The sequence below is a fragment of the Bacillus silvicola genome (assembly GCF_050524305.1).
GTDB classification, from domain to species: Bacteria; Bacillota; Bacilli; order Bacillales; family Bacillaceae_G; genus Bacillus_A; species Bacillus_A cereus_AT.
Genome location: NZ_JBNGVC010000012.1, coordinates 1,478,905 through 1,495,751, shown reverse-complemented (window position 1 = coordinate 1,495,751; position 16,847 = coordinate 1,478,905). Strand labels below are relative to the sequence as shown.

Below are 16,847 nucleotides of genomic sequence, written 5' to 3'. Positions count from 1 at the left end.
CTGTAGAATGGATACTATGGATACGATGGGTCGTCACGTGATTGCTGAACTTTGGGATTGCGATTTCGACAAGCTTAATGACATGCCGTATATTGAACAATTATTTGTGGATGCAGCACTAAGAGCTGGTGCTGAAGTACGTGAGGTTGCTTTTCATAAATTTGCACCACAAGGTGTAAGTGGAGTAGTAATTATCTCGGAATCACATTTAACAATTCATAGCTTTCCGGAGCACGGTTACGCAAGTATTGATGTTTATACTTGTGGGGATCGTATTGATCCAAATGTTGCTGCAGAATATATTGCAGAAGGTTTAAACGCGAAAACGCGTGAGAGCATCGAGCTTCCTCGAGGCACTGGTAGCTTCGAAATTAAGCAGAGAGAAACAAAAGCTCTTTAAAAAAGAACATAATTGATTTAAAATGTAAAGAGGTGTATAATGCACCTCTTTTTTAGTTTATATAAAATAGGATCATGATGTGTAATAACTTAGAGTGGTCAGTGTATAAGAATGAGTTATATAATATTGTATATATATTTTCACATGTAGGTGAGTAGCGAAAAAATAAAGATTATATTGTAAAGGAGTGAATGAATTGCGTTGTCCATCCTGTTTTCATAATGGCACAAGAGTGTTAGATTCGCGTCCGGTAGACGAGGGGCGCTCTATTCGAAGAAGAAGAGAGTGTGAAAGTTGTTTAAGTCGCTTTACAACATTTGAAAGAGTAGAAGAATCACCTCTTATCGTTGTTAAAAAAGAAGGAACACGAGAAGAGTTTAATAAAGAGAAGATTTTACGCGGTTTAATTAAAGCGTGTGAAAAAAGACCTGTATCTTTAAGACAGTTAGAGGAAGTAACACAAAGTGTGGAACGTGAACTTCGTAACTTAGGTATATCAGAAGTGAAAAGTGATATGATTGGTGAAATTGTTATGGAAGAACTTCGTGATATTGATGATGTTGCTTACGTACGTTTTGCTTCTGTGTATCGTCAATTTAAAGATTTAAATGTATTTATTGAAGAATTAAAAGATATACTGCAAAAAGAGAGAGAGTAGAAGGTGTAGTATATTCTCCTTATATACTGTAAGTAAATGAGATAAGAGAGCTAGAAGCGGAAGCTAATAGCTCTTTTTCGCTAAGAAATTATATAATAAAGATAGAACGAGTGAAATATAGGTTAGATTGGATAAGAGAAAGGAAAAGCAAGAATGGAAAAACAGTCATGGATGGAGCTATTGCCGATTGATCGTTATAAGGTAAGTGCGAAAGGGTTGTTACATAATTACGACCGGAAAGTTTTAACAATGTTGTATCAGCCATTAATAGGTAGTAGAGCTTTTAGCTTATACATGACGCTATGGGGGGAGCTTGAGCAAGATCGTGTATTTGGAAAAGAGAATACACATCACTCCCTTATGGTGACCATGCAAATGCAACTTCCTGAAATATATGAGGAACGAGTAAAGTTAGAGGCGATTGGGCTTTTAAATGTATATATTAAAAAAGAAAAAGATATTCGAATGTTTATATATGAGTTGCAACCACCGTTATCTCCGAAGCAGTTTTTTGATGATATTGTTTTAAGTATCTTTTTATACAATCGATTGAGTCGGACAAAATATAACCAAATAAAGCAATATTTCTTAGAAGAAGAATTCGATTTTACTTCTTATGAAAATGTTACGCGCTCCTTCAATGATGTATTTGATTCATTTAACCCAGGTCAGTTTGAGCATGCGCAAGAAGAACTTCGTATCCCCAAAACGACAACTATGCCAAGTAACGAGAAGGGGGATGCTCCGAAAGTTTGGAATGATTTCTTTGATTTTCCTTTATTTGTGGAAGGGTTATCAGCGCTTGTTCCTAAAAAGGCGATTACAGATCAAGTACGAGAATGTGTCATTACACTCGCTTATGTGTACGGTGTGGATGTGTTATCAATGCAAAATATCGTTCTTGGTACGGTGACAGAGATGCAAACAATTGATATCGAAAGACTTCGAAAAGGAGCTCGCGATTGGTATCAATTTGAAAATGGTCAAGCATTACCTGTATTAAGTGAAAGAGTGCAACCTCATGCTGCACGTACGATGAAAGAGAAAGAGCCATCTACGCAAGAAGAAATGCTAATGAAGCAGTTAGAGGAAATATCGCCAAAACAACTATTGAAAGAGATTTCAGGCGGTGCAGAAGCAACGAAAGCAGACTTGCAAATTGTCGAGGATGTAATGATAAACCAAAAGTTAACGCCAGGGGTTGTGAATGTACTTATTTATTATGTTATGCTACGCTCAGATATGAAACTTGCGAAAACGTATGTTGAGAAGATCGCTGGACATTGGGCACGAAAAAAGGTCGGTACAGTAGCTGAAGCGATGGCATTAGCGAAAGAAGAAAACCGCCAATATCAAGAGTGGGCTGAGACGAAGAAAAAAGGTCGTACGGCGAAGAAAACGGTACGAAGAGAAATGGTACCAGATTGGCTTAAAGAAGAGCCGAAAGAAGAAGTGAAAGAAACTGTGAAAACGGACGTGAGTGTTAAGAAAAATACAAGTTCGTTAGAAGATGAGCGGAAGCGATTAGAAGAAGTGTTGAAAAAATATAAGCGTGATTAATAAAAAAGAATGAACGCTCTTTGAGGTGAGGAAATGGAGCATATTCAAAATTCATTTGCGAAATTAATGGAAAATAAAAATTTTAAAAATAGATATGAAGTCTTAAAGACAGAAGTGATGGCGCACCCGCGTGTGAAAGAATTTATAGACGAACATAAAGGTGAAGTAACGACTTCGATGATTGAACGAAGTCTTGTGAAGTTGTATGAATATATTGGACAAAGTGTAGGGTGTGCGGATTGTCCGGATTTAGGTTCATGTAAAAACATGCTACAAGGATATGAGCCGAAGCTCGTCATCCAAGGTAAGATGATTGATATTCAATACGATCGTTGCATTAGAAAAGTAGCATATGATGAGAGAAAAAAATATGAAAAACTTGTTCAAAGTGTATATATGCCAGCTGACATTTTACAGGCAACTATGGAAAATTTAGACCCTTCAGAGTTAGATGCACGTATTGATGCAATAGGTGCAGCGAATGAATTTTTAAACACATACGAACCGGGTAAAAAAGTACAAGGTTTATATCTGTACGGTAAATTTGGTGTAGGGAAAACGTATCTTTTAGGGGCAATTGCAAATGAGCTTGCTCGAAAGAAAATTAGTTCGATGCTCGTATACTTCCCTGAATTTCTACGTGAAATTAAAAGTTCGATTCAAGATAATTCGATTGGTGAAAAGATTGATGCGGTTAAACGCGTACAAGTATTAATGTTAGATGATATCGGAGCAGAAGCGATGTCAAGTTTTGTGCGTGATGATGTGCTTGGCGCAATCTTGCAGTTCCGTATGTTAGAAAACTTACCGACGTTCTTTACGTCTAACTTTGATTTCAAGGAGTTGGAACATCATTTAACGTATACACAACGCGGTGAGGCAGAGCAAATGAAAGCAGCACGTATTATGGAACGAATTAAATATTTAGCGAAGCCAATTCCAATTGGTGGGAAGAACCGTCGTCATAAGTAAAAGAGCAAGCTGAGAAGCTTGCTCTTTTTTGTTATAGTGATGATGTTTTGGAGATAAGATCAAAGTATTCAAGGTGTCTAAAACTAACACTTTCTTCATAACGATGTAGTAACTCTTAAGCAGTTTACATATGACGAAGGAACCTTTCGATTTGATTTTTATAATGTATATACTCAAACATCTTAATACCGTCCGTTTATCCTAATTCGTGAGGGCTAATAATTAGTAGGGAATGAGGATGCCTTCACAGATTAAAGTTTCACTTTATCCCGCTATTTGTGGGAGTCGGGCTGCCCGTAAACGCCCGATTGGTGAAGGCTAATAATCAGTGGGGGACGAACAAAACCTCCACTGATTAAAGTTTCACTTTATCATAATGGTCAAATTGTTGAAAATTCATAGTAGCTTGTATCATTTTTTTCTCTCCCCCTTAATATATATAAAATTAGCAAGCCATATCGAGTGGATTTTCTAACGATGGGAGATATATTTCTACTAAGAGTGAACTTCCACAGATCGGACTCTTATAGGATTTGTAACGTATAGATGCAATCCTTTAGAGCGGGGATAAAAGGGGGGACAAAAGTGATTGAAATTTGCTTCGAAGAAAAAAATGATGCTGCGCACGTATACAGACAACTAACGAAAAGAACGGAATCTTTATACAAGGAAACAAGTGTATATTTAGATGGGCAAAAGGTTATTATTCATATACCATTATGTGAATCGAATTATATTGAAAAGATTTTATTGCCAGTACTACTATATTTCATTATGAATGTGAAACAAAATGAATGGATTCATACCATTTTAAAGGAAAAGTTTTTTTACGAAGAACAAGAAGAGTGTCATCAAATCTTGCATATGGCACAGGAGATATTAAAAGAAAGAAGAAAAGGAGTGGCTCGTGATTTAACGCGTCATAAATTTGAGACCTATATTATGTCATCTTTAAATGATTGGCTTTGTGATCCGCTTTCATTCTCGTTTTCATCATATGTTCGTTTTCGTCTTCGTACATATAGGGAAATGGTAGCTAGGCTTGCTGAAGTTGCAATTGATGAGTATAAAATGGAGCAAGAATACCAAATGTTCATTGAGACCCTTCGTCAACAAGTAAGTAGCCGGAAATCACGTTTGTCCTGTGTGCATCTTATTTTTGATGAAAGTTTTATTTTCTATGATGATAAAGGTAGACGTTTAAAACAGGAGAGGTTGGTCCAATATATAGATGAGGAATTATTAAAGCAAAAGGATGTATATATCGATACGAAAGTAATTGCGCCACTTCTTTCTATTTCGCCGAAAAAGATTTATTTATATACGAAAGAACAAGATCATAATATGATCATTACTTTGCGAAATGTATTTCAAGAACGGGTCCAATTACATGGATTACATGAGTTTGAGCGCAATGTGAAAAATTTAAAAAATAAAGGTAACGCCCTTGATTTTCTAAGTTTTTGAGCATATAATTACCTACATAAATGAAATATATTGAAATGTCATGATGAGGACATGAGTAGTTATCTACGATTTTCAGAGAGGGAAGCCTTAGGGTGTGAGCTTCCTAGTACGGGATTATTACTTACCACCTCTAAACTTTAGCAGTGAACGTTTTTCTAGTAATTGCTAACGGACAACACCGTTATGTTGAACTTGAGCAATTAACAATAAGGTTAATTGGAACAAGGGTGGAACCACGAATTCAACACTCGTCCCTTTTTACGGGATGAGTGTTTTTTATTTTGAAAAAAAAGAGGAGTGACCAGTGATGGCAGACGTAGTTAAAATTACTTTCCCTGATGGAGCTGTGAAGGAGTTTCCAAAAGGCGTAACAACTGAAGAAATCGCAGCTTCTATTAGCCCAGGCTTAAAGAAAAAAGCTGTGGCTGGAAAATTAAACGATGAGATGATCGATCTTGTTACACCAATCGAAGAAGATGGTGCAGTTTCTATTATTACATTAGATTCTGAAGATGGCTTATACATTTTACGCCATTCAACAGCTCACCTTTTAGCACAAGCGTTAAAACGTTTATATAAAGATGTTAAGCTTGAGCTTGGCATTGGTCCAGTAATCGAAAATGGCTTCTACTACGATATCGATATGGAAGAAGCGATTACAGTTGAAGACTTCAAGAAAATCGAAAAAGAAATGCAAAAAATTGTAAACGAGAACTTAGAAATCGTTCGTCATGAAGTACCACGTGCAGAAGCACTTCGTCGCTTTGAAGAAATCGGCGATGAGTTAAAATTAGATTTAATTAACGATCTTCCAGAAGATGCAGTTATTTCAATCTATGAGCAAGGCGAATTCTTCGACCTTTGCCGTGGTGTTCATCTTCCATCTACAGGGAAAATTAAAGTATTTAAATTATTAAGTGTTGCAGGTGCTTACTGGCGCGGCGACAGCAATAATAAAATGTTACAACGTATTTACGGTACTGCATTCGTTAAGAAAACAGAATTAGATGAGCACTTACGCATGCTTGAAGAAGCGAAAGAGCGCGATCACCGTAAACTAGGTAAAGAGTTAAAACTATTTACTAATAGTCAAAAAGTAGGACAAGGCTTACCACTTTGGTTACCAAAAGGTGCAACAATCCGCCGTATTATCGAGCGTTACATCGTTGATAAAGAAGCGAGCTTAGGCTATGATCACGTATACACTCCAGTGCTAGGAAGCAGAGAGCTTTATGAAACTTCTGGTCACTGGAATCACTACCGTGATGGCATGTTCCCATCAATGGAAATGGATAATGAAGAGTTAGTTCTTCGTCCAATGAACTGCCCTCACCATATGATGGTTTATAAAAATGATATTCACAGCTACCGTGAATTACCAATCCGTATTGCGGAACTTGGAACAATGCACCGCTATGAAATGTCAGGTGCGTTATCTGGATTACAACGTGTACGCGGAATGACTTTAAATGATGCGCACATTTTCGTTCGTCCGGATCAAATTAAAGAAGAGTTAAAACGTGTTGTAAACTTAACTTTAGAAGTGTACAAAGATTTCGGCTTAGAAAACTATTCATTCCGTCTATCTTATCGTGACCCAGCAGATACTAAAAAGTATTATGCTGATGATGAGATGTGGGAAAAAGCACAAGGTATGTTAAAAGAAGCTATGGATGAAATGGGTCTTGATTACTATGAAGCTGAAGGTGAAGCGGCATTCTACGGTCCAAAACTTGACGTTCAAGTTCGTACTGCTCTTGGAAAAGACGAAACACTTTCAACTGTACAATTAGACTTCTTACTTCCGGAACGCTTTGAATTAACTTACGTTGGTGAAGACGGTAAACAACATCGTCCAGTTGTAATCCACCGTGGTGTTGTATCAACTATGGAACGTTTCGTAGCCTTCTTAATTGAAGAATACAAAGGCGCATTCCCAACTTGGTTAGCTCCAGTTCAGGCGCAAGTAATTCCTGTTTCTCCGCAAGTGCATTTAGACTATGCGAAGAAAGTACAAGATGAATTACGACGTGCTGGTATCCGTGTTGAATTAGACACTCGTGAAGAGAAAATTGGTTACAAAATCCGTGAAGCACAAATGCAAAAAATCCCGTACATGCTTGTAGTAGGTGACAATGAAGTGGCTGAAAACGGCGTAAACGTACGTAAATATGGTGAACAAAAATCAGAAACAATTGCATTAGATGCTTTTGTTGACATGATTAAAGTAGAAGGAAAACGATAAGAAAAAGCCGCGGTATACCGCGGCTTTTCTATGTAATATAAGTGAAAAAAATTAGAAAAAATAACCATGTAACACTTATCATAAAAAAGTATTGCAAGTATGTTAGTTGTTTGTTACAATACTTCTTGTTGTTAGTAAAACACATCGCGTCTTCTTGACAGACGTCATGTCCTATGATAAACTCATCAAGGATAATAGAATATGGTTTTGGAACAAGTAGAAGCACCCGCTTCTCACCTGATGGACGCATTCGCAGTTAGCAGGTAAATGTATTTCTTACTTAAGATATTACAAGTGTGGGTGCCGTATGCCCGCACTTTTTTTTGTTCGGGTTCTACAATTACAAAACATATTCTGAAAAAACCTTGGAGGTGGCTTACTATTAGCAAGGATATGATGATTAACGAGCAAATTCGTGCACGTGAAGTACGTTTAGTTGGCGCAAATGGCGATCAACTTGGAATCAAGTCTCGTAATGACGCTTTAGACTTAGCTGCAAGTCTTAATCTTGATTTAGTATTAGTTGCTCCAAATGCGAAACCGCCAGTATGCCGCATTATGGACTACGGTAAATTCCGCTTTGAGCAACAGAAGAAAGAAAAAGAACAGCGCAAAAATCAAAAAGTAATCAGCATGAAAGAAGTTCGTTTAAGTCCAACAATTGATGAACACGACTTTAACACAAAACTTCGTAATGCTATCAAGTTTTTAGAGAAAGGCGACAAGGTTAAAGCGTCAATTCGCTTTAAAGGACGTGCCATTACTCATAAAGAAATCGGTCAACGTGTTTTAGATCGCTTCTCAGAAGCTTGTGCTGAAGTTAGTACAATCGAATCTAAGCCTAAAATGGAAGGACGTAGTATGTTCTTAGTTTTAGCACCGAAAAACGATAAGTAATAGATAGAGGAGGAAATACCTATGCCTAAACAAAAAACTCATCGCGGCGCTGCAAAGCGTTTCAAAAAGACTGGATCAGGTAAACTGAAACGTTCTCACGCTTACACAAGCCATTTATTTGCTAACAAATCTACAAAAGCTAAACGTAAACTACGTAAAGCTGGTGTAGTAAGCGCTGGTGACTTCAAACGCATTCGTCAAATGCTTGACAACTTAAAATAAGTTCGGCTGATATATAGAACAATTAGGAGGTAATATTATGCCAAGAGTAAAAGGTGGTACAGTTACTCGTCAACGTCGTAAAAAAGTAATAAAATTAGCAAAAGGTTATTACGGTTCTAAAAATACATTATTCAAGGTTGCTAACCAACAGGTTATGAAATCTCTAATGTATGCATTCCGTGACCGCCGTCAAAAGAAACGTGACTTCCGTAAATTATGGATTACACGTATCAACGCAGCAGCTCGTATGAATGGTCTTTCTTACAGCCGCTTAATGCACGGTCTTAAAAATGCTGGCATCGAAGTTAACCGCAAGATGCTTGCTGACTTAGCTGTTCATGACGAAAAAGCTTTCGCTGAATTAGCAACAGTTGCAAAAAACAACATTAACTAATTAATTAGTTGAAGCCTTAGAAGATTTTTCTTCTAAGGTTTTTTGTTTACATTTATTGTAAATATTCAATGATTTGCAAAATCCTTCAGTATTATCGTTATCGATATGACAAAATCAATGCGAAAACTATAGTGATATAGAAGAATATGTGTATAAAGTCGGGAGAATCCTCCTGGCTTTTTTTATTTATGCTCCTTTGGAAAGAAGAGTATCTTTCCTAGCAGAAACGACACTGCTATAATGGAAAGATGATATGGAACTTTCATCAGATAAAGTAAAACTTTAATCAGTGAGGTGTTATCCTCGGCTAAATATTAGCCATCACCAATGAGGTGAACAATCGAATAGCGATGATTGAAACGTATTTGCAAATTAAGGACAAGCTATTTTATAAAGAGTTAGGTAGCTGACTTATTAATAAGAACTGAAAAATAATAATGAACTTTGAGATGAAACAACATTGTTGCGTAAAATGCGATGTTGGAGGAGGACAATAGAATGGACTTACTACAACTATTTAAACTACAAAAAGAATTAGATGACCGTATTGTGAAAGAACATGACTTACAACCAAAAAAATTGTTAAAAGAAAAAATGTTAGCTCTTCTTGTAGAAATTGGAGAACTTGCAAATGAAACACGTTGTTTTAAATATTGGAGCAATAAACCAGCATCAGAGCGTGAAGTAATATTAGAAGAATACGTAGATGGTTTACATTTTATCTTATCAATCGGAATCGATTTAGGAATTGATAAAAACTTCTTATTCTATAAATGTGCGCAAACGAATAAAACGCAAGTAGAAATTTTCTTAGACACATATGCAAAAGTGATTCGATTTACAGATCAACCTTCTATTACGAACTATATTGAACTATTTACAAGTTATCTTCGCCTTGGACAAGCGCTTGAATTTGAACAAGAAGAGATTGAAAAGGCGTATTTAGACAAAAATGAAGTAAATCATCAGCGTCAAACACAAGGATACTAATTTAATTTTTGAATATTTCAATTTCCTTTTGTATAATAAAGTGACTGAAGAAAAAGGAGGGTGTTGGCAATGACAAAATTAGACGCGACATTGACAATGCTAAAAGAATTAACAGACGCACGCGGTATTGCGGGTAATGAGCGCGAACCACGTGAAGTAATGAAGAAATATATTGAGCCGTTTGCAGATGAACTTTCTACTGATAATTTAGGAAGTTTAGTTGCGAAAAAAGTTGGGGAAGAAAATGGCCCGAAAATTATGGTTGCAGGTCATTTAGATGAAGTTGGCTTTATGCTTACGCAAATTGATGACAAAGGCTTCCTTCGTTTCCAAACGGTTGGTGGCTGGTGGTCGCAAGTTATGCTGGCACAGCGCGTAACAATTGTAACGCGTAAAGGAGATATAACAGGTGTGATTGGTTCGAAACCACCGCACATTTTACCTCCAGAAGCTCGTAAAAAGCCAGTTGACATTAAAGACATGTTCATCGATATTGGTGCTTCTAGCCAAGAAGAGGCAATGGAGTGGGGCGTAAGACCAGGAGATCAAGTTGTACCTTACTTTGAATTCCAAGTAATGAAGAATGAAAAGATGTTACTTGCAAAAGCATGGGATAACCGAATTGGTTGTGCAATTGCAATTGATGTATTAAAACAATTAAAAGATGAAAAACATCCAAACGTTGTATACGGCGTTGGGACTGTACAAGAAGAAGTTGGTCTTCGTGGTGCGAAAACATCTGCGAATTATATCAAACCAGATATCGCGTTCGCAGTAGATGTTGGTATCGCTGGAGATACACCGGGTGTAACGTCAAAAGAAGCGCAAAGTAAAATGGGCGATGGACCGCAGATCATTTTATATGATGCTTCTGTTATTGGTCATACAGGTTTACGTGACTTTGTAGTTGATGTTGCTGATGAATTACAAATTCCATATCAGTATGATTCTGTAGCCGGCGGGGGAACAGATGCAGGAGCAATTCACATTTCTGTAAACGGTATTCCGTCTATGGCAATTACGATTGCGACACGCTACATTCATTCTCATGCGGCAATGTTACACCGTGATGACTATGAAAATGCAGTGAAGTTAATTGTAGAAGTTATTAAACGTCTTGATAAAGAGGCTGTACATAACATTACATTTAATTAATAGAAAAAAGCGAAGGATAACCTCCTTCGCTTTTTTCATTTTTAAAACGGTCTTTCTAATCCTGCTGCAGTATGAGCTCCTAAAATAATTAAGCGAGTTAATTGCATTGCCATGAAATGTGGGGTATAAATCATGCCTCTTTTTAACCATGACATAATCATTCCGATATGAGCGCCTGTAACATAACTAATAAGAATATCACGAGGGACCATAAGGTCTTCATCATCTGGCTGGGAAATAGATAAGCTTAATGTTAAATGTGTTTGAATTGCTTTCATCATTTTATGAGTATAGTTTCCAACTGCTTTATCACCAAGCATAACGTTATAGAATTTAGCGTTTTCTGCGATATGCTCAAATAAAGCCAAAAATGTCGGATATGGTGAATCGAATGTCAGTTGAAACTCTTCTTTATTTTTATTTTTAGGCTTAATTACTTCTGTTAACTTCTCTAACATTTCTTCGATACTTTTTTCTAATAGGTCATATTTATCTTGGTAATGGCTATAAAACGTAGCGCGATTTACAGGAGCACGTTCTGCAATATGTTGGACAGTTACATTTTCAAATCCTTTTTCGCCTACTAAAGCGACAAAAGCATCCTGTATGAGTTGTCTCGTTCGTTTTACACGTGGATCATTTGTATTTTTAATAGACATTGTTACTTCTCCTTGTTTAATTTTTTGCACTTAAACAACACAATGATATTGTATTGTTGTTTAAGCAACATTTCATACTTAAATTGTCGGTTGTAGATTCGGCATAATTATTTATAATTATAAACGATAGTCCTTTAGAAATCAGCACCGCTCGCAGACAGACGAAATAAGGTTTGTACTGCAAAGGGTGTGATTTTTTTGGTTAAAAGTTAATATAATTAACAATTAAGCAATCTAAACAAAAAGGATGTAAATAGTTTAGAAAAAAATTATATGCGATATAAGGAGAGGAATGCAATGAATCAGTTTCGAAGAATGGTAATTATCAACATTATCACATTAATTGTATTAGTTGGCGGCGGTATTGGCGGTTATTACTATTACAATCAAACGGAAAACTATTTAAAAACAGACAATGCAAAAATTGACGGAAAGGTAATTCCAATTGCGTCACCAGTAGCGGGTAAGTTAACAGACTGGAAAGCTGAAGTAGGCAAAAATTACAATGAGAACGATAAATTAGGTGCTGTTACTGTAGCGGCAGCAAATGGAGAACAAACAGTAGATGTAACGATTCCACAAAATGCGACAGTTGTACAATCAAACGCAACAACAAATGCATTCGTTGGAGCGGGAAGCCCAATTGCTTACGCATTTGATATGAATAATTTATGGGTAACAGCAAACATTGAAGAAACAACTATTGATGATGTTCAAAAAGGCCAAACAGTAGATGTGTATGTAGATGCATACCCAGATACAACGTTAACAGGAAAAGTAGAACAAGTTGGATTAACAACAGCAAATACATTCTCAATGTTACCATCAAGTAACGCAACAGCGAACTATACGAAAGTAAAGCAAGTTGTACCAGTTAAAATTTCTTTAGACCATAGTAAATCAGTAAATATTGTTCCTGGAATGAATGTGTCAGTTCGTATTCATAAGTAAGGGGGAGATGAGATGTCCTCAATTGCAATTGTAGGATATGCACTATTTTGTATAATCGTCTTCTTCCTTGTAAATCGTCTTTTACGAAAGAAAAAAACGAATATGGGAGAAGAACAAGTCCCAGCCGTAAGTAAAATAGAGGTAACAGAAACAGAAACAAAAACAGAAATAAAAACAGAAACAGAACTTGAACAAAAACAAGAAATAGAAGCTTCTAACGTAGTGGAATTAGAAATAGGGAAGCAAGAGCAAGTAAAGCAGGAAAAAGAAATGCTGAAGAGACAATTGCCGGTAGAGAATGTGAATGTAAAGGCAGTTGTAGCTGTATTAATTCTTGGTATGTTCGTTTCTATTTTAAACCAAACAATCATTAATGTTGCATTGCCTCCATTAATGAACGAATTTAACGTATCAACTTCAACGGCCCAATGGTTAATTACAGGCTTCATGCTTGTAAACGGAATTTTAGTACCGATTAGTGCCTTTTTAGTTTCACGATTTACGTATCGTAAATTATTCGTAGCGGCAATGTTATTTTTCACGGTAGGATCTATCATTTGTGCTACATCAGGTAACTTTACAATGATGATGACAGGCCGCATTATTCAAGCGGTCGGTGCAGGTATTTTAATGCCGGTTGGTATGAATATCTTCATGACATTATTCCCGCCTCATAAGCGCGGAGCAGCGATGGGATTACTAGGGGTAGCAATGATTTTAGCGCCAGCTATTGGACCAACTATAACAGGTTGGGTGATTGAAAATTATAGCTGGAACTTAATGTTCTACGGTATGTTTGTGATCGGTTTAATTATTACGTTCTTATCTTTAAAATTCTTCACACTAGCACAGCCGGTGTCTAAAACAAAGTTAGATGTATTTGGTGTTATTAGTTCAAGTATTGGACTAGGAAGCTTATTGTACGGATTTAGTGAAGCTGGAAATAATGGCTGGACTAGTGCAGAAGTTGTTATAACACTTATCATCGGTGTTATTGGTTTAGCAGTATTTATTTGGAGAGAGTTAACAACGGACAATAAAATGCTTGATTTACAAGTGTTTAAATATCCAACGTTCACTTTCACATTATTAATTAACGCAATCGTAACGATGGCATTATTCGGAGGTATGTTATTACTTCCAGTATATCTGCAAAATATTCGCGGCTTTACGCCGATGGAATCTGGTCTACTACTCCTTCCGGGATCATTAATTATGGGGATTATGGGACCAGTTGCAGGTAAACTATTTGATAAGTATGGTATTCGTCCGTTAGCAATTGTCGGATTAGCCATTACAACATTTGCAACATATAAATTTACGACGTTATCGATGGATACACCGTATAGCGTTATTATGACGGATTATATTATACGTTCAATTGGTATGTCATTCATTATGATGCCAATTATGACAGCTGGTATGAACGCGTTACCGATGAAATTAATTTCTCACGGTACAGCAACGCAAAATACGTCAAGACAAGTAGCTGGTTCAATTGGGACAGCGATTTTAATTACACTTATGACGCAACAAACAACTGCTCACGTAGCGGATTACGGCAATATGTTAACAACGTCAAACCCAATTTTAGTTGATAAAGTGCACGGTATGGGCCAAAGTTTAGCGGCATTAGCTGGATCAGCTCAAGCAGGAGATGCGATGAGTACGCAACTATTATTCGGACAAATTTCAAAGCTATCTGCAATTAATGGTATTAACGATGCCTTCTTAATTGCAACGATATTAGCAGGTGTTGCTTGGGTATTATCGTTCTTCTTACCATCAGGCAATAAACCAAATAGAAAAGCAGGGAATTAATTTCCCTGCTTTTTTATGTTTTTATGTAGTTAAATATAAAAGATGATAAGCAGTCAAAGAGCATAATCCCGTTATAAACAAAATTATCCCCATAGAACGAATATGTGTTAATTGTCTTCCACTTATAATAGCTAATAGTCCGGCTAAAGGGAAGAAGCTCCAATATAAAGTTCCTGAAATTGGAAGCATCCGCTCTAAATCTATTCCATAGCCTATACAAATGATAGGAACAACGATAAGTAATATGCTAATCAATCCCGCTATAAAAGTAAGTAATTTCCGATATTTAATTCCAGCAATAATTAAAAAAATGCCAACGATGACTTCACATAGCATCAAAATAGGGCCTAAAATAATCCAAACTAATAATCCGGTAGCTTCCATGTGTAACAACTCCTTAACGAATGAAATATGAATCAGGCATAGACATGAGCTGATAACAAATAGCTGCGAACAGTCCTACCGAGAAAATAATGAATCCCGTATTACGTATACTTTTAATTTTTGAACGTGCCCCATTAATTCCTGCTAATAAACCAGCTAGAGAGAAAAGCACCCAATATAGAACCGCTGGAATATGAAGAATATCCTCTCCGTTTATACCTTTGTTCAAAAAAATAAAAGGCATTATAACGAATGAGCAGCAAATAATCCCCATTAAAATAGCAAGGAATTTACGATGAATAATTCCGGTTACCACTAAAAAAATACCACCAGAAATTCCGCACAACATGAGAAGCGGCATAAAAAGCATCCAAATAATACTGAATGTGTATAAACTCCTTTATATTAATTAAGTAACATTTTACTACATGAGGTTTATTTTGGATATTGTTAATGAATATGAATAATTTGATAGAAATGAGTAGTAACGATACGAATGATCGAAAAGTGTTAACAGAAGAAGAGTTTGAAGTTGTTATAAAAGAATGAAGAGGTATCGGGATGATACCTCTTTTTTACGTTGAAAAGGCGATTACATTAGTCAAAATATGTAATAGTATAGCTGGAATAATAGATTTAGTTTGTTTGTACAATAAACAAGCAAATATTCCCGTCATAAATGCGCTAATCATAACTCCCACAGAGTACGTATGGGCAATACCGAAAATTAAACTTGAGAGGATTACAGCTGGCCAAAAGGTAAACTTCTCTTCGAAAAAACGAAGAAGAATACCTCTGCATACAAGCTCTTCAAAAATAGGTGCAAAAATCCCGCCAGCTAGAAGTAAGAGAAGTGGATAATGCTCTAGTGTTGAAAGTTGCAATGCATCAGACTGTTCTTGTACGGATGAAGGGAATAATTTATCTAACACAAACATATCTACAAACAGAGTGAGTACATAATAAATGAGAACATAGATGTACATCTGAAAAGATTTTAAAACTCGAAAATCAAATATAGGCAATACTAGTTCTTTCAGTGGTTTATATTTCGTGGTAAATACGATTAGTAAAAGTAAAGCAACTAATTCATAACTTACATTTTCTATAGAATCAAGCAAAAATTTATTTGTATCTGGGTTAATGTATCCATATAACTCAATAGGTAAAAGTGTAAGGAGTATATTTATTAATGAGAGACATGGGAAGAGAATGAATAAAACTCCAAGAAATTGTAACCATGACATGGAGTTGTTCTGTTCGTTTGGAATTTGTGTAGCGGGTTGCATATGTTCAAATCACCTCTTTATATTTATATATAAAATTATAGTTGATTTGAATTTGGAATGTTACGTTTAAATATTACATACAAGATTCAAATTTGAAATATTCCGTGTGTTTTTTAGGGGAAAATAATAAAAGAGGTATCACTCTGTAGTGATGCCTCTTTCTCATTGGTAAATGCGTTCTGCCTTGTTATTCGATTTCGATTGCTCTATTTGCAATTCACGCTCTACCAATCGGTCTAATTGTTGAATTGCTTTCAATGCTTTTTCATAAGAAATCGTTCTATAATGATGTGCCCCGCCCGGTTCTTCATCGGCTTCATCCGCCCACTTAATAACGTTTTGTAGAGGTGTTCTTTCAAGCGTTTGTTCTAGTAGGAAAGAATCGGTGTGCAGAAGAATTGCAACAGAAATTTCTTTTGCTAGTTTCGGATGTTCTCCTAATCTAATAAGCAATTTATGAGCTCTTTCTGCTCCTTTAATTGCATGTATATCATTCTTTTTATACAAGTCATAGTCCCATTCGCCACCTGTGTACCACGTATGGTGTCCGATATCATGAAGGAAACCAGCCTTTGTCGCAGCATCGACTGAGGCGTGATGCTTTTTAGCTAGGTGAAACGCATGGTAAGCGACAGCAATCGCGTGGACCATTCCAGAACGGTTTACATATTTTTGTGTAATGTGATGTTTAAAAACTTGTTCAAGCGTAATACGGTGCATAAAACATTCACTCCTTTTATCTAATGGTGTATATGAAGAAAATCGATCGGTTTAAATGTATTT

18 protein-coding genes and 2 other annotated features are annotated in these 16,847 nt (G+C 36.2%); of the genes, 13 read left to right on the top strand and 5 right to left on the bottom strand.

The annotated features are described in order from the left end of the window. The first annotated feature begins 16 nt into the window (after window positions 1-16). The 11 genes from speD to ACP6L7_RS19680 all read left to right on the top strand — a co-directional run bounded on the left by speD (window position 17) and on the right by ACP6L7_RS19680 (window position 10,960). Window positions 17-400 carry an adenosylmethionine decarboxylase gene (speD, locus tag ACP6L7_RS19730; RefSeq protein ID WP_002003660.1) on the top strand — a complete coding sequence of 128 codons (384 nt, stop codon included), beginning with the start codon at window positions 17-19 and terminating at the stop codon, window positions 398-400. A gap of 196 nt (window positions 401-596) precedes the next feature. Further along, window positions 597-1,058 carry a transcriptional regulator NrdR gene (gene nrdR / locus ACP6L7_RS19725; protein ID WP_001203686.1) on the top strand — a complete coding sequence of 154 codons (462 nt, stop codon included), beginning with the start codon at window positions 597-599 and terminating at the stop codon, window positions 1,056-1,058. A 153-nt stretch (window positions 1,059-1,211) separates the two neighbouring features. Then, complete coding sequence (locus ACP6L7_RS19720) at window positions 1,212-2,618, top strand: replication initiation and membrane attachment family protein (protein ID WP_097832087.1); 1,407 nt, start codon at window positions 1,212-1,214, stop codon at window positions 2,616-2,618. Window positions 2,619-2,651: 33 nt separating this feature from the next. After that, the gene (gene dnaI / locus ACP6L7_RS19715; RefSeq protein ID WP_097832086.1) at window positions 2,652-3,590 is read left to right on the top strand and encodes a primosomal protein DnaI; all 939 of its coding nucleotides are present in this window, start codon (window positions 2,652-2,654) and stop codon (window positions 3,588-3,590) included. Between the two features lie 585 nt (window positions 3,591-4,175). Continuing rightward, complete coding sequence (ytxC, locus tag ACP6L7_RS19710; RefSeq protein WP_097832085.1) at window positions 4,176-5,057, top strand: putative sporulation protein YtxC; 882 nt, start codon at window positions 4,176-4,178, stop codon at window positions 5,055-5,057. Window positions 5,058-5,088: 31 nt separating this feature from the next. Next, window positions 5,089-5,316 (top strand) — a binding site (T-box leader). Window positions 5,317-5,364: 48 nt separating this feature from the next. Then, the gene (gene thrS, locus ACP6L7_RS19705; RefSeq protein ID WP_097832084.1) at window positions 5,365-7,302 is read left to right on the top strand and encodes a threonine--tRNA ligase; all 1,938 of its coding nucleotides are present in this window, start codon (window positions 5,365-5,367) and stop codon (window positions 7,300-7,302) included. A 208-nt stretch (window positions 7,303-7,510) separates the two neighbouring features. Further along, window positions 7,511-7,631: a sequence feature (ribosomal protein L20 leader region), on the top strand. A gap of 64 nt (window positions 7,632-7,695) precedes the next feature. Then, entirely contained in the window at window positions 7,696-8,199 is a 504-nt protein-coding gene (infC, locus tag ACP6L7_RS19700; protein WP_170960745.1) for a translation initiation factor IF-3, read from the top strand. 21 nt (window positions 8,200-8,220) lie between these two features. Beyond that, on the top strand, window positions 8,221-8,421 hold the full coding sequence (gene rpmI, locus ACP6L7_RS19695; RefSeq protein WP_001125945.1) for a 50S ribosomal protein L35: 201 nt from the start codon (window positions 8,221-8,223) through the stop codon (window positions 8,419-8,421). 37 nt (window positions 8,422-8,458) lie between these two features. Then, window positions 8,459-8,815 (top strand): 50S ribosomal protein L20, encoded by a 357-nt coding sequence (rplT, locus tag ACP6L7_RS19690; RefSeq protein ID WP_001138362.1) that lies wholly within the window; start codon window positions 8,459-8,461, stop codon window positions 8,813-8,815. A gap of 498 nt (window positions 8,816-9,313) precedes the next feature. Continuing rightward, complete coding sequence (locus ACP6L7_RS19685) at window positions 9,314-9,805, top strand: dUTP diphosphatase (RefSeq protein ID WP_000365057.1); 492 nt, start codon at window positions 9,314-9,316, stop codon at window positions 9,803-9,805. A 69-nt stretch (window positions 9,806-9,874) separates the two neighbouring features. Further along, window positions 9,875-10,960: a M42 family metallopeptidase gene (locus ACP6L7_RS19680; RefSeq protein WP_000163562.1), complete on the top strand. Its 1,086-nt coding sequence runs from the start codon at window positions 9,875-9,877 to the stop codon at window positions 10,958-10,960. Window positions 10,961-11,001: 41 nt separating this feature from the next. Here the strand turns inward: ACP6L7_RS19680 and ACP6L7_RS19675 are convergent, their stop codons facing one another. Continuing rightward, the gene (locus ACP6L7_RS19675) at window positions 11,002-11,619 is read right to left on the bottom strand and encodes a TetR/AcrR family transcriptional regulator (RefSeq protein WP_097832083.1); all 618 of its coding nucleotides are present in this window, start codon (window positions 11,617-11,619) and stop codon (window positions 11,002-11,004) included. A 297-nt stretch (window positions 11,620-11,916) separates the two neighbouring features. Between ACP6L7_RS19675 and ACP6L7_RS19670 the strand changes: the two genes are divergently transcribed. Both ACP6L7_RS19670 and ACP6L7_RS19665 read left to right on the top strand, forming a co-directional pair. Next, complete coding sequence (locus tag ACP6L7_RS19670; RefSeq protein WP_071771032.1) at window positions 11,917-12,570, top strand: HlyD family secretion protein; 654 nt, start codon at window positions 11,917-11,919, stop codon at window positions 12,568-12,570. 12 nt (window positions 12,571-12,582) lie between these two features. Beyond that, the gene (locus ACP6L7_RS19665; protein WP_097832082.1) at window positions 12,583-14,391 is read left to right on the top strand and encodes a DHA2 family efflux MFS transporter permease subunit; all 1,809 of its coding nucleotides are present in this window, start codon (window positions 12,583-12,585) and stop codon (window positions 14,389-14,391) included. Between the two features lie 21 nt (window positions 14,392-14,412). On the opposite strand, the gene ACP6L7_RS19660 is transcribed toward ACP6L7_RS19665, so the two are convergent. The 4 genes from ACP6L7_RS19660 to ACP6L7_RS19645 all read right to left on the bottom strand — a co-directional run bounded on the left by ACP6L7_RS19660 (window position 14,413) and on the right by ACP6L7_RS19645 (window position 16,784). Beyond that, the gene (locus ACP6L7_RS19660; RefSeq protein ID WP_097832081.1) at window positions 14,413-14,775 is read right to left on the bottom strand and encodes an ammonia permease; all 363 of its coding nucleotides are present in this window, start codon (window positions 14,773-14,775) and stop codon (window positions 14,413-14,415) included. Between the two features lie 13 nt (window positions 14,776-14,788). Next, the gene (locus ACP6L7_RS19655; protein ID WP_097832118.1) at window positions 14,789-15,136 is read right to left on the bottom strand and encodes an ammonia permease; all 348 of its coding nucleotides are present in this window, start codon (window positions 15,134-15,136) and stop codon (window positions 14,789-14,791) included. A 214-nt stretch (window positions 15,137-15,350) separates the two neighbouring features. Beyond that, the gene (locus ACP6L7_RS19650) at window positions 15,351-16,064 is read right to left on the bottom strand and encodes a CPBP family intramembrane glutamic endopeptidase (RefSeq protein WP_097832080.1); all 714 of its coding nucleotides are present in this window, start codon (window positions 16,062-16,064) and stop codon (window positions 15,351-15,353) included. A gap of 162 nt (window positions 16,065-16,226) precedes the next feature. Beyond that, window positions 16,227-16,784 carry an HD domain-containing protein gene (locus tag ACP6L7_RS19645; protein ID WP_071771029.1) on the bottom strand — a complete coding sequence of 186 codons (558 nt, stop codon included), beginning with the start codon at window positions 16,782-16,784 and terminating at the stop codon, window positions 16,227-16,229. Window positions 16,785-16,847 lie beyond the last annotated feature (63 nt).